Origin of the sequence: Kitasatospora sp. NPDC004615, from assembly GCF_042873545.1 — a bacterium.
GTDB lineage: Bacteria > Actinomycetota > Actinomycetes > Streptomycetales > Streptomycetaceae > Kitasatospora.
This window is the reverse complement of record NZ_JBIALQ010000002.1, coordinates 129960-143139: the sequence shown is the minus strand read 5'-3', so window position 1 is coordinate 143139 and position 13180 is coordinate 129960. Positions and strand designations below refer to the sequence as shown.

Sequence of the window (13180 nt, the reverse complement as noted above, 5' to 3'; positions counted from 1 at the left end):
GCGCTGCGGCTCAGCGGCCGCGGGTGCCCAGGTGGTGGACCTGGACCATGTTGGTGGTGCCGGGGACGCCGACCGGCACGCCGGCGGTGACGATCACGGTGTCGCCCTCGGTGAGGCGGCCGAGCTTCACCAGCTCGCGGTCGACCTGCTCGACCATCGCGTCGGTGGTGGCCACCTGCTCGGTGACGTACGCCTCGACGCCCCAGCTCAGCGAGAGCTGGTTGCGGGTGGCGACGTCCGGGGTGAACGCGATCACCGGGATCGGCGAGCGGTAGCGGGACAGTCGGCGGGCGGTGTCACCGGACTTGGTGAAGGCGATCAGCGCCTGGCCGTTGAGGAAGTCGCCCAGCTCGCACGCGGCGCGGGCGACCGAGCCGCCCTGGGTGCGCGGCTTGCGGCCCGGGTTGAGCGGCTGGAGGCCCTGCGAGAGCATTTCCTCCTCGGCCTTCTCGGCGATCCTGCTCATGGTCTTGACGGTCTCGACCGGGTACTTGCCGACGCTGGACTCGGCGGACAGCATCACCGCGTCCGCGCCGTCCAGGATCGCGTTGGCGACGTCGGAGACCTCGGCGCGGGTCGGGCGCGAGGCGTGGATCATCGACTCCATCATCTGGGTGGCGACGATCACCGGCTTGGCGTTCCGGCGGGCCAGGGTGACCAGCTGCTTCTGGACCAGCGGCACCTTCTCCAGCGGGTACTCGACCGCCAGGTCGCCGCGGGCCACCATGATCGCGTCGAAGGCGAGGACGATCTCCTCCATCGCCTCGACGGCCTGCGGCTTCTCGATCTTGGCGATGACCGGCACACGAATGCCGACCTCGTCCATGACCTTGTGGACGTCCTCGATGTCCGCGGCGTTGCGGACGAAGGACAGCGCGATCATGTCGACGCCCAGTCGCAGGGCGAAGCGCAGGTCGTCCTTGTCCTTCTCGGACAGCGCGGGCACGTTGACCGCCGCGCCGGGCAGGTTGATGCCCTTGTTGTTGGAGAGCACGCCGCCCTCGACGACCACGGTCTTCACCCGCGGGCCGTCGACGCTGACGACCTCCAGGGCGATGACGCCGTCGTTGATCAGGATCGGGTCGCCGGGCTTCACGTCGCCGGGCAGGCCCTTGTAGGTGGTGCCGCAGATGTGCTGGTCACCGGGGACGTCCTCGGTGGTGATGGTGAACGTGTCGCCGTTGTCAACGGTCACCGGGCCGTTGGCGAAAGTCGCCAGACGGATCTTGGGGCCCTGCAGGTCGGCCAGCACGCCGATGGTGCGGCCGGTGTCCTCCGACACCTGGCGGACGCGGCGGTACCGGTCCTCGTGCTCGGCGTGGGAGCCGTGGCTCATGTTCAGTCGGGCGACGTTCATGCCCGCTTCGACGATGGCCTTCAGCTGTTCGTAGGAGTCCGTGGCAGGACCCAGGGTGCAGACAATTTTCGCTCGGCGCATATCCGTCAGTCTATCCGTTCGTGTTATCGGTGTATTCGACTCGAATCGTCAGATATCGCCAACGAACATTCCGAGGGATGGGATACTGACGGGTAGTCATCCCGCGTCGGCCCTATACCTCGTGGACCAGCGCGAACGTCTGCTGGGCGATCTCCAGTTCCTCGTCGGTGGGCACCACGGCGACGGTCACCCGGCCGTAGGACGGCGAGATCGTCCGGGCCCGGCGCGAACGCGTCGCGTTCAGCTCCGGCTCCACCGAAATACCGAGTTCCTCCAGATTGGCACAGACCGCCGCCCGGACCTCCGCGGAGTTCTCCCCGACACCCGCCGTGAATGCCACCGCGTCCACCCGGCCCAGTACCGCGTAGTAGCCGCCCAGGTAGCGGCGGATCCGGTGCACGTACGAGTCGAAGGCCAGCTTGGCATCCTCGTCGCCGCCCTGGGCGCGCCGCACCACCTCGCGCATGTCGTTGTCGCCGCACATGCCGAGCAGGCCGCTGCGGCGGTTCAGCAGGTCGTCGATCTGATCGATGCTCAGACCGCCCACCCGGTGCAGGTGGAACACCAGGCCCGGGTCCACGTCGCCGGAGCGGGTGCCCATCACCAGGCCCTCCAGCGGGGTGAGGCCCATGGAGGTCTCCACGCAGACGCCGCCGGCCACCGCCGACACCGACGCGCCGTTGCCCAGGTGCAGCACGATCACGTTCAGCTCGGCCGGGTCGCGGCCCAGCAGCCGGGCGGTGGCCCGGGAGACGTACTGGTGCGAGGTGCCGTGGAAGCCGTAACGGCGCACCCGGTGCTCGTCGGCGGTCCGCCGGTCGATCGCGTACCGGGCCGCGTACTCCGGCAGGGTGGCGTGGAAGGCGGTGTCGAACACCGCGACCTGCGGCAGGTCCGGGCGGATCGCGCGGGCCACCTCGATGCCGGTGATGTTCGCCGGGTTGTGCAGCGGCGCCACCGGGATCAGCCGGCGGATCTCCGCCACCACCGCGTCGTTGATCAGCGTCGGCCGGGTGAAGCGCAGCCCGCCGTGCACCACCCGGTGGCCGATCGCCGCCAGCTCGGGCGAGTCCAGGCCCATCAGGTCCGCGGCCAGCTCGTCGGCGACCGCCCGCAGCGCCCCGTCGTGGTCGGCGAACCGGCGCACCTGCTCGCGCGGCTCCCCGGCCAGCGGCAGGTGCAGCAGCCGCCCCTCGCTCTCGCCGATCCGCTCCACCAGGCCGGACGCCAGCCGGGCGCCGTCCAGCATGTCGATCAGCTGGTACTTCACCGAGGACGACCCGGCGTTCAGCACCAGGACACGGGTACCGGTGCTCACTGCGCGTCTCCCTCGGCGGACTGGGTCTGGGACTGGATCGCGGTGATCGCCACGGTGTTGACGATGTCCTCGATCAGGGCGCCCCGGGACAGGTCGTTGACCGGCTTGTTCAGACCCTGGAGCACCGGGCCGACCGCGATCGCGCCGGCCGAGCGCTGCACCGCCTTGTAGGTGTTGTTACCGGTGTTCAGGTCCGGGAAGACCAGCACGGTGGCCCGGCCCGCCACCGGCGAGCCCGGCAGCTTGGTCGCCGCGACGTGCGCGTCCACCGCCGCGTCGTACTGGATCGGCCCCTCCACCAGCAGGTCCGGACGCAGCGCGCGGACCAGCTCGGTGGCCTTGCGGACCTTGTCGACGTCCGCGCCGGAGCCCGAGGTGCCGGTCGAGTACGACAGCATCGCCACCCGCGGCTCCACCCCGAACTGGGCGGCCGTCTCCGCCGACTGGATCGCGATGTCGGCCAGCTGCTGGGCGTCCGGGTCCGGGTTGACCGCGCAGTCGCCGTACACCAGCACCTTGTCGGCCAGGCACATGAAGAACACCGAGGAGACGATCGACGCCCCCGGCGAGGTCTTGATCACCTCGAACGCCGGGCGGATGGTCGCCGCCGTCGAGTGCACCGCGCCGGACACCATGCCGTCCGCGATGCCCTCCTGCACCATCAGGGTGCCGAAGTACGAGACGTCGGTGACCACGTCGAGCGCCCGCTCCACCGTCATGCCCTTGTGCGCCCGGGCCTTCGCGTACAGCTCGGCGAACTGCTGGCGCAGCGGGCTGGCCGCCGGGTCGACGATCCGCAGCTGCGCGCCGGACTCGCCGGCCTGCGGGAACTCGATGCCCAGCGCGGCGGCCCGGCGGTGCACCGCCTCCGGCTCGCCGAGCAGGGTCAGGTCGCAGATGTTGCGGCGCAGCAGCACCTCGGCGGCGCGCAGCACCCGCTCCTCGGTGCCCTCCGGCAGCACGATGTGCCGGCGGTCGGCGCGGGCCCGCTCCAGCAGCGCGTGCTCGAACATCATCGGGGTCACCCGCTCGGAGCGGGTCAGCTCGATCCGGCTGGTCAACTCGGCGGTGTCGACGTGCAGTTCGAACAGGCCGAGGGCGATCTCCGCCTTCCGCGGGCTGTCCGGGCCGATCCGTCCCTCCAGGTGGGTGAGCGCCGCGGCGGTCAGCCAGGAGCCCTCCGTCACCTCCGCCACCGGCGTGCCGGGCGCGAGCCGGGACGCCAGCGCCATCACGTCCGGGCCCGGGTGCTGACCGAGCGTCAGCAGCACGCCCGCGATCGGCGGGGAGCCCGCGGCGTGCGCGGCCAGCGAGCCGATCAGCAGGTCCGCCCGGTCGCCCGGGGTCACCACCAGCGCGCCCTCGGTCAGTGCGTTCAGGAAGGTCGGCAGCATCGCGCCGCCGAACACGAAGCCCCGCACGTCCCGGGCCAGGCCCGCCGCGTCGCCCAGCAGCACCTGCGCGCCGGTCGCCTCCACCAGCTGCGCCACGGTCGGCGCGGCCAGCGCCGGTTCCTCCGGGACGACGTACACCGGCACCGGCAGCTTCTCGGTCAGCGCCCGCTGCACCTGCTGCTTGGCGCCCGGCGCGACCCGGTTGGCGATCATCGCCAGGATCGAGCAGCCCAGGTCCCGGTACGCCCGGTGCGCGTTGCGGACCTCCGCGATCACCGTCTGCGGGTCGTCGTGCTGGCCGCCGACCACCGGCAGCACGGCCGCCCCGAACTCGTTCGCCAGCCGCGCGTTGAAGGCCAGCTCGTCCGGGATGTTGGTGTCCGCGTAGTCGGTGCCCAGCACCAGCACCGCCTGGCAGCGGCGGGCCAGCTGGTGGAACCGGTCGACCAGGACGGAGACCAGCTCGTCCTGGCCGCGGGCCGCCTGCAGGGCCGCCGCCTCGTCGTACGTCAGCCCGTACAGTTCGGCGGTCGGCAGGTCCAGCCGGTACCGGCTGCGCAGCAGTTCCACCATGTGGTCGGTGGCCGGTGCCGCCCCGTCGGGTGCGTGCACCAGCGGGCGGAACACCCCGACCCGGTCCACCTGACGGGTGAGCAGTTCCATGACCCCGAGTTCCACGGCCTGCCGGCCGTCCCCCCGGTCGATCCCGGTCACGTACACGCTGCTCGCCACGGTGGAACTCTCCGTCCGTCTTTCTCAGGCTGAGGTCATCTTGACCATACCTTCGTATGACATTCGGACTGGGCTGCGGCACTGCCGTTCGGGCTGCTCGGGGGGCCGGAGGTCCTCGGTTCGATCAGGTGGTGCGGGCCGGGCGCAGCCAGACGGTGGCCAGCGGCGGCAGCACCAGTTCGGCCGAGCGCGGCTGGCCGTTCCACTGCGTGCCCTCCGCCTTCACCGGCCGGGAGTTGGCGATCCCGCTGCCGCCGTACCGCTCGGCGTCGGTGTTCAGCGCCTCCTCCCAGAGCTGCTCGCGGCCCTCCAGCCGGGGCAGACCGACCCGGAACCCGCGCCGGACCACGGGGGAGAAGTTGCTGACCGCGACCAGCGGGCTGCCGTCGGCGGCGAACCGGACGAAGGAGAACGCGTTGTCGTCGGCCGCGCCGCCGTCCAGCCAGCGGAAGCCCGCCGGGACGGTGTCCTGCTCGTACAGCGCGGGGGTGGCGCGGTAGACCCGGTTCAGGTCGCCGACCAGGCGCTGCACGCCGCGGTGGTCGGCGTGCGCCGCCCACGCCTCGTCGAGCACCCACCACTGCGGGCCGCTCTCGTGCTCCCACTCCGCGCCCTGGGCGAACTCCTGCCCCATGAAAAGCAGTTGCTTGCCCGGGTGGGCCCACATGAAGCCCAGGTAGGCGCGGTGGTTGGCGCGCTGCTGCCACCAGTCGCCGGGCATCTTGGAGACCAGCGCCTGCTTGCCGTGCACCACCTCGTCGTGCGAGATCGGCAGGATGTAGTTCTCCGACCAGGCGTACACCATCGAGAAGGTCATCTCGTTGTGGTGGTACCTGCGGTGCACCGGCTCCTTGGACATGTAGACCAGCGAGTCGTGCATCCAGCCCATGTTCCACTTCAGGCCGAAGCCCAGGCCCCCGGAGTCGGTGGGCCGGGTGACGCCGTCCCAGGCGGTGGACTCCTCGGCGACCGTCAGCACGCCCGGGCAGCGCCGGTAGACGGTGGCGTTCATCTCCTGGAGGAAGGACGCCGCGTCCAGGTTCTCCCGGCCGCCGAACTGGTTGGGCGACCAGTCGCCGCCCTCGCGGGAGTAGTCGAGGTAGAGCATCGAGGCGACCGCGTCCACCCGCAGGCCGTCCACGTGGAACTCCTCGCACCAGTACACCGCGTTGGCGACCAGGAAGTTGCGCACCTCGGTACGGCCGTAGTCGAACTCCAGCGTCCCCCAGTCCGGGTGCTCGGCGCGCTGCGGGTCGGCCGGCTCGTACAGCGGCTCGCCGTCGAACCGGGCCAGCGCGAAGTCGTCCTTCGGGAAGTGCGCGGGCACCCAGTCGACCAGCACGCCGATGCCGTGCCGGTGCAGCGTGTCCACCAGGTACCGGAAGTCGTCGGGGGTGCCGAGTCGGGCCGTCGGGGCGTAGAAACCGGACACCTGGTAGCCCCAGGAACCGCCGAACGGGTGCTCCATCACCGGCATGAACTCGACGTGGGTGAAGCCGAGTTCGCTCAAGTAGCCGGGCAGCACCCCGGCGATCTGCCGGTAGGACGTCAGGTCGGGCCGCCAGGAGGCCAGGTGCAGCTCGTAGACCGACATCGGGGCGCGGTGGTGGACGGTCTGCGCGCGCGCCGCCATCCACTCGGCGTCCTGCCACTCGTGCCGGGAGACCGTCACCACCGAGGCGGTGTCCGGCGGGCACTGCGCGGCCCGGGCCAGCGGGTCGGCCTTCTCCACCACCCGGCCGGAGCGGGTCAGGATCTGGTACTTGTACTGCGCGCCCTCGCCGAGGCCCGGCACGAACAGCTCCCACACGCCGGACGAGCCCAGCGAGCGCATCGGGTGCGCGGTGCCGTTCCAGTGGTTGAACGAGCCGATCAGCCGCACCCCGACCGCGTTCGGCGCCCACACCGCGAACGACGTGCCGGCCACCCCGTCCACGGTGCGCACGTGCGAGCCGAGCGCGTGCCACAGCTGCTCGTGCCGGCCCTCCGAGATCAGGTGCAGGTCCAGCTCGCCGAGCGTCGGGGCGAACCGGTAGCCGTCGTGCTGCTCCAGCGGCGTCCCGCCCGGGTACGTCACCCTCAGCGTGTAGTCCGGGAACCGCTGGCCGGTCAGCAGGCCGGTGAACAGTCCCGCCTGCTGGTGGGTCAGTTCGGCCGGGCCGAGCGCGGTCTCCACCACCACCCGCTCGGCGAACGGGCGCAGCACCCGGATCGCGGTGCCCGTCGGCAGCGCGTGCGCACCCAGCAGGGCGTGCGGGTCGTGGTGCGCGCCGGAGACCAGGCGCTCCACCTCGGCGGGCGGCAGCGGAGCCTCTGGCAGCCGCAGCGCCGCGCCCGGTGCGGGCCGGACGGGCGCGGGGCGGGACTTCGCCGGGCGCCCGGCCTTCCCGGAAGCGGGGGCGTTCGCCGGCTTGGCCGCCGGGCTCTTGGCCACCGGGTTCTTGGTCGCCGCCGGACGGGGCGTCGCGCCGGACGGCCGTGCGGGCTTCGCCGGGGGCTGCCAGCCGGCCCCCCTGCCGCGCTCGCCGTTCCGGAAGGTGGCCGGGACGGCCGGTTGGCGGTCGGCCGGAAGGGGCGGGTCGAGCGGACCGAGCGGGGTCACGGCGGAGGCCTCCAGGATTCCTGCGAACGGGTCGGGGTTGGTGCCGGGAGAACGGACCGCCCGGCCGGGGTGCCCGGCCGGGCGGAGGGTCAGACGGAGTCGGCCAGCCGGTTGATCGCGGCCAGCGGGATCGGCAGCCAGCTGGGCCGGTGCCGGGCCTCGTACACCACCTCGTACACGGCCTTGTCGATCTCCAGGGCGCGCATCAGCTCGGGCGACTCGGACGGGTCGCAGCCGCCGCCCGCCGTGTAGCCGGCGCAGTACGCGGCCCGGTTGCGGGCCGCCCAGGCGGAGGCCAGGTGGGCCAGTTCGGGGTCCTGGGCGGGGGCGCCGGCCAGCAGGTGGGCGGCCGCGTAGTCGAAGGAGCGCAGCATCGCGGCGACGTCCCGCAGCGCGGGCTGCGGCAGGCGGCGTTCGGCCAGCGGTTTGGCGGGCTCGCCCTCGAAGTCCAGCAGCACCCAGCCCTGCGGGGTGCGCATCGCCTGGCCGAGGTGCAGGTCGCCGTGGATGCGCTGGACCAGCAGCCCGTCCAGGTGGGCGGCCGTCAGCTGCTGGAAGGCGGAGCGCAGTGCGGAGCGGTAGCGCAGCAGGCCGGGGACGGCGGTGACGGCGGAGTCCAGCCGGTCGGCCATCGCGCCGGCCAGTTCGGCGATCCGCGGCCGGTCCAGCCGGGTGGTGGGCATCGAGCGGGCCAGCACCCGGTGCACCTCGGCGGTGGCCCGGCCCAGCCGGTGCGCCTCGATCGCGAAGTTGCCGGGCGACGGGTCGCCCTTCAGCCGGGCGACCTGGTCGAGCGCCAGTTCCCAGCCGTCCTCGGCGTCCGGCAGGTAGCGCTGCAGCAGGCCCAGGGTGGCGGGCTCGGAGCGTTCCAGGCGACATTCGAACCAGGCGGCGACCCGGGGAATGCGGGTCGAGCCGGCCCGGGACAGCGCCAGCGACAGTTCCAGGTCGGGGTTGGTCCCGGGACTGATCCGGCGGAACAGCTTCAGGATGAACGCGGTGTCGTAGATCACCGAGGAGTTGGACTGCTCGGCGGTGGACGCCCGCCCCGGCAGGTTGCCCGGCAGGCCCGGGCCCGGGGTGCGGCGGAAGCACAGCGAGCCGAACCGGTCGCCGGTGGCCAGGTGTTCCAGCAGGCGGCCCGTCAGCTCGGGGTCGTGCACCGCGTCGTAGAGCACCGCGCCGTCGTAGGTGCCACCCGCCAATCGGCCCAGCACCGCCCGCTGCCCGACCGCCGCGGGCCGGTCCGAGCGGATGCCCAGCAGCAGTTGGTACACGTCACCGGGGCCGGTGGCCGCCCCGCCGTGCTCCACCCGCAGCAGCAGGTGCAGCAGCGCGGGGTCGCCGACCTGGAGCGGCGTGCCGATCACGGGGGTGAGGGCGGCGATCGGCCGGCCCTTGCCGGCGTACCAGCGCTGGGTGGGGAGCCATTCGGCGATCAGCGGCAGGGCCGCATGGACCAGCTCGCTGACTCCCGCGGCGGTTCTCCGGACCCCCGGCGTCCGCGTCCCGACCGGCGCCGGGGCGGCGGACGGATCACGGTGCAGGTGGGCTTGAGAACGGGAGGTTTCGGACATGACTCCCTTTCCCCGGAAGCGGGCGACTGCCCGACGGGATCGTGGCCGGGCCCTTCACTCTTCCGGATTTCGACGGCGCGTCGGCGACGGCACGCGAGCCGGGGCCCGGTGTCACGCCTTCGTGTGGATGGCCGTTGGGCTGTTCTCCGTACGCGGTGGTGCGAAGACCTCCGGGGGCGCGCGGAGCAACTCGCGCGCCCGCGGAAGAGGTGTCCCGGATCGGGGCCCGGTGAATCGCTGGTGCGTGGGCGTGTCGGCCCCCGCGTGCTACTTCGCGGACGCCTTCGCCGGGGACTGGCGCAGCTGGAACCAGTAGAAGCCGTGGCCGGCCAGCGTCAGCAGGTACGGCCATTCGCCGATGGTGGGGAAGCGCACGCCGCCGATCAGCTCGACCGGGTACCGCCCCCCGTACTGCCGCAGGTCCAGTTCGGTCGGCTGCGCGAACCGCGAGAAGTTGTTCACGCACATGACCAGGTCGCCCTCGTACTCGCGCACGAAGGCCAGCACCGCGGGATTGCTGGAGGGCAGCTCGGTGTAACTGCCGAGGCCGAACGCGGGATTGAGCTTGCGGATCTCGATCATGCGACGCGTCCAGTGCAGCAGCGAACTCGAACTGCTTTGCTGCGCTTCGACGTTGGTCACCTGAAAGCCGTACACCGGGTCCATGATGGGCGGCAGACTGAGCCTGCCCGGGTCGGCGGAGGAGAAACCCGCATTGCGGTCCGGCGTCCACTGCATCGGGGTGCGTACGCCGTCCCGGTCGCCGAGCCAGATGTTGTCGCCCATGCCGATCTCGTCGCCGTAGTACAGCACCGGGCTGCCCGGCAGCGAGAGCAGCAGCGCGGTGAACAGCTCGACCTGGTTGCGGTCGTTCTCCAGCAGCGGGGAGAGCCGGCGGCGGATGCCCACGTTGGCCCGCATCCGCGGGTCCTTCGCGTACTCCGCGTACATGTAGTCGCGCTCCTCGTCGGTGACCATCTCCAGGGTCAGCTCGTCGTGGTTGCGCAGGAAGATGCCCCACTGACAGCCCGAGGGGATCTCGGGCGTCTTCGCCAGGATCTCGGAGACCGGGTGGCGGGACTCCCGGCGGACCGCCATGAAGATCCGCGGCATCACCGGGAAGTGGAACGCCATGTGGCACTCGTCGCCGCCGGAGCCGAAGTCGCCGAAGTAGTCGACCACGTCCTCCGGCCACTGGTTGGCCTCCGCCAGCAGCACGGTGTCCGGGTAGTTGGCGTCGATCTCCTTGCGGACCCGGCGCAGGAAGTCGTGGGTCTCCGGCAGGTTCTCGCAGTTGGTGCCCTCGCGGGCGTACAGGTACGGCACCGCATCCAGCCGGAAGCCGTCGATGCCGAGGTCCAGCCAGAACCGGAGCGCCGCCATCACCTCCTCCTGCACCCGCGGATTGTCGTAGTTGAGATCCGGCTGGTGACTGAAGAAGCGGTGCCAGTAGTACTGCTTGCGGACCGGGTCGTACGTCCAGTTGGAGGTCTCGGTGTCGACGAAGATGATCCGGGCGTCCGGGTACTGCTTGTCGTCGTCGGCCCACATGTAGAAGTCGCCGTACGGGCCCTCCGGGTCGCTCCGGGAGGCCTGGAACCACGCGTGCTGGTCGCTGGTGTGGTTCACCACGAAGTCGATGATCACCCGCATGCCGCGGGCGTGCGCCGCGTCGACGAACTCCACGAAGTCGGCCAGGTTGCCGAACTCCGGGAGCACCGACTGGTAGTCCGAGACGTCGTAACCGCCGTCCCGCAGCGGGGAGTTCATGAACGGGGGGAGCCAGAGGCAGTCCACACCCAGCCACTGGAGGTAGTCGAGCCGCGAGGTGAGCCCCTTGAGGTCTCCGACGCCGTCGCCGTTGCTGTCCTGGAACGAACGCACCAGGACCTCGTAGAAGACCGCGCGTTTGAACCACTCGGGGTCGCGGTCCCGGGCGGGGGTGTCGGCGAAGGTGTCGGGGACGGGCTCGTTGACTGTCACTGCGGGTTCCTCCGAACCGTGAGGAGGTGGGCCGGCCCGGAAGAGGGATCGAGCCGGACGTAGTTGTGACGGCCCCAGGCGTACGTCGCGCCGGTCAGCTCGTCGTGCACCGTCAGCGGCCCCGGCACGTCGAGCGTGACGGTGGCCTCCTGGACGTGGTGCGGGTCCAGGTTGACCACGCAGATCACCTGGTCCTCCAGGCCGTCCTCGGTGACGGCGCACTTGGAGAACGCGATGATCCGCTCGTTGTCGACGGGGTGGAAGCGCAGGTCCCGCAGCTGCTGGAGGGCGGGATGCCGGCGGCGCAGCCGGTTCAGGGCGGTCAGCAGCGGCGCGAGGGAGTCCTGCCGGGTCCAGTCGCGCGGCCGCAGCTCGTACTTCTCCGAGTGCAGGTACTCCTCCGAGCCGGGCTTCGCGGGCTCGTTCTCGAACAGCTCGAAGCCCGCGTAGATCCCGAAGGTCGGCGACAGCGCCGCCGCCAGCACCGCTCTCACCGCGAACGCCGCCGGGCCGCCCTGCTGGAGGTACTCGGGCAGGATGTCCGGGGTGTTGGCGAAGAAGTTCGGCCGCATCCAGGCGGCGGCCTCGCCGGTCAGCTCGGTCAGGTACTCCGTCAGCTCGGCCTTGGAGTCGCGCCAGGTGAAGTACGTGTAGGACTGGTGGAAGCCGACCTTGGCCAGGGTGTGCATCATCGCCGGACGGGTGAACGCCTCCGCCAGGAACAGCACGTCCGGGTCGGTGCGGGCGATGTCCGAGAGCACCTTCTCCCAGAAGTTCACCGGCTTGGTGTGCGGGTTGTCGACGCGGAAGATCCGCACCCCGTGGCCCATCCAGAACCGCAGGATCCGCACCGTCTCGCGGACGATCCCGTCGAAGTCCTGGTCGAAGTTGACGGGGTAGATGTCCTGGTACTTCTTCGGCGGGTTCTCGGCGTACGCGATGGTGCCGTCCGCGCGGTGGCTGAACCACTCTGGGTGCTTGTGCACCCACGGGTGGTCCGGCGAGCACTGGAGCGCGAAGTCCAGCGCCACCTCCAGGCCCAGCGCGCCCGCCTCCGCGACGAAGTGGTCGAAGTCCTCCAGGGTGCCCAGGTCCGGATGGACGGCGTCGTGGCCGCCCTCGGGGGAGCCGATCGCCCACGGCGAGCCGACGTCCTGCGGGCCGGCCTCCAGCGAGTTGTCCGGACCCTTGCGGTGGGCCCGGCCGATCGGGTGGATCGGCGGCAGGTACACCACGTCGAAGCCCATCGCGGCCACCGCGGGAAGCCGCTCGGCGGCCGTCCGGAAGGTGCCGGAGACCGGCGCCTCCACACCGTTCGGGTCCACCACCGCGCCCTCCGAGCGCGGGAAGAACTCGTACCAGGAACCGAACAGCGCCCGCTTGCGGTCCACTTGGAGCGGCTGCGGACGGGTCGCCGAGAGCAGCTCGCGCAGCGGGAAACGGGCCAGCAGCGCCGTCACCTCCGGCACCAGCGCCGCCGCGTAGCGGCTCAACGGCGGCAGGCCGGAGTCGCGCAGCGCGTCCACCGCGGCCAGCACCTGGGCCCGGCCCTCCTTCTTCGGCACCCCGGCCGCCGCCCGCTCCAGCAGCTGGGCGCCCTCCTCCAGCACCAGCGCGGTGTCGATCCCGGCCGGGAGCTTCACCGCCGCGCGCTTGCGCCAGGTCGCCACCGGGTCGCCCCATGCCTCCACCAGGTACGACCAGCGGCCCGGCGCGGTCGGCGTCACGTACGCGCCCCAGCGGTCGCTGCCCTCGGACAGCTCGCGCATCGGTGTCCACGGACCGGAACGGCCGCGCGGGTCGCGCAGCACCACATTGGCCCCCACCGCGTCGTGGCCCTCGCGGAACACCGTGGCGGAGACCAGGAAACGTTCGCCCTCCACGGCCTTGGCCGGACGCCGGCCGGCGTCGACGAGCGGGGTGACGTCAAGCACGGGGATGCGGCCGATCACGGTGTCGCTCTCTGTCGTGGTGCGGGTGGGGCGGGTCGGTGATTTACGCGGGGACGACGTGGTGCCGGGGGCAGGCGCAGTGGGTGCGGTGACGGCGGTGGCCGATGGGGTGCCGGAGGGCGGGGCCGCGGCGGACCTGACGGTGGTGGTCCGTTTCGACGCGGCCTTGCGCGGGGTGCCCGCA

General features: G+C 71.7%; 7 protein-coding genes. All 7 read right to left on the bottom strand.

Annotated features, from left to right (window positions below; genetic code table 11):
• Positions 1–10: 10 nt before the first annotated feature.
• Complete coding sequence (gene pyk, locus ACFYS8_RS07520) at positions 11–1438, bottom strand: pyruvate kinase (protein ID WP_387637174.1); 1428 nt, start codon at positions 1436–1438, stop codon at positions 11–13.
• Between the two features lie 112 nt (positions 1439–1550).
• Positions 1551–2756 (bottom strand): acetate kinase, encoded by a 1206-nt coding sequence (locus tag ACFYS8_RS07515; protein ID WP_387637172.1) that lies wholly within the window; start codon positions 2754–2756, stop codon positions 1551–1553.
• Positions 2753–4882, bottom strand: a complete 2130-nt coding sequence (pta, locus tag ACFYS8_RS07510; RefSeq protein ID WP_387637169.1) for a phosphate acetyltransferase — start codon at positions 4880–4882, stop codon at positions 2753–2755. Before pta ends, ACFYS8_RS07515 begins: the two co-directional genes overlap by 4 nt.
• 124 nt (positions 4883–5006) lie before the next feature.
• Positions 5007–7484 carry a 1,4-alpha-glucan branching enzyme gene (gene glgB, locus ACFYS8_RS07505; protein WP_387637166.1) on the bottom strand — a complete coding sequence of 826 codons (2478 nt, stop codon included), beginning with the start codon at positions 7482–7484 and terminating at the stop codon, positions 5007–5009.
• An 89-nt stretch (positions 7485–7573) separates the two neighbouring features.
• Positions 7574–9061 carry a maltokinase gene (locus ACFYS8_RS07500; protein ID WP_387637164.1) on the bottom strand — a complete coding sequence of 496 codons (1488 nt, stop codon included), beginning with the start codon at positions 9059–9061 and terminating at the stop codon, positions 7574–7576.
• A gap of 267 nt (positions 9062–9328) precedes the next feature.
• Positions 9329–11044, bottom strand: a complete 1716-nt coding sequence (treS, locus tag ACFYS8_RS07495) for a maltose alpha-D-glucosyltransferase (protein ID WP_387637161.1) — start codon at positions 11042–11044, stop codon at positions 9329–9331.
• Positions 11041–12996 carry an alpha-1,4-glucan--maltose-1-phosphate maltosyltransferase gene (locus tag ACFYS8_RS07490; RefSeq protein ID WP_387637159.1) on the bottom strand — a complete coding sequence of 652 codons (1956 nt, stop codon included), beginning with the start codon at positions 12994–12996 and terminating at the stop codon, positions 11041–11043. The genes treS and ACFYS8_RS07490 overlap by 4 nt, the downstream gene beginning before the upstream one ends.
• Positions 12997–13180 lie beyond the last annotated feature (184 nt).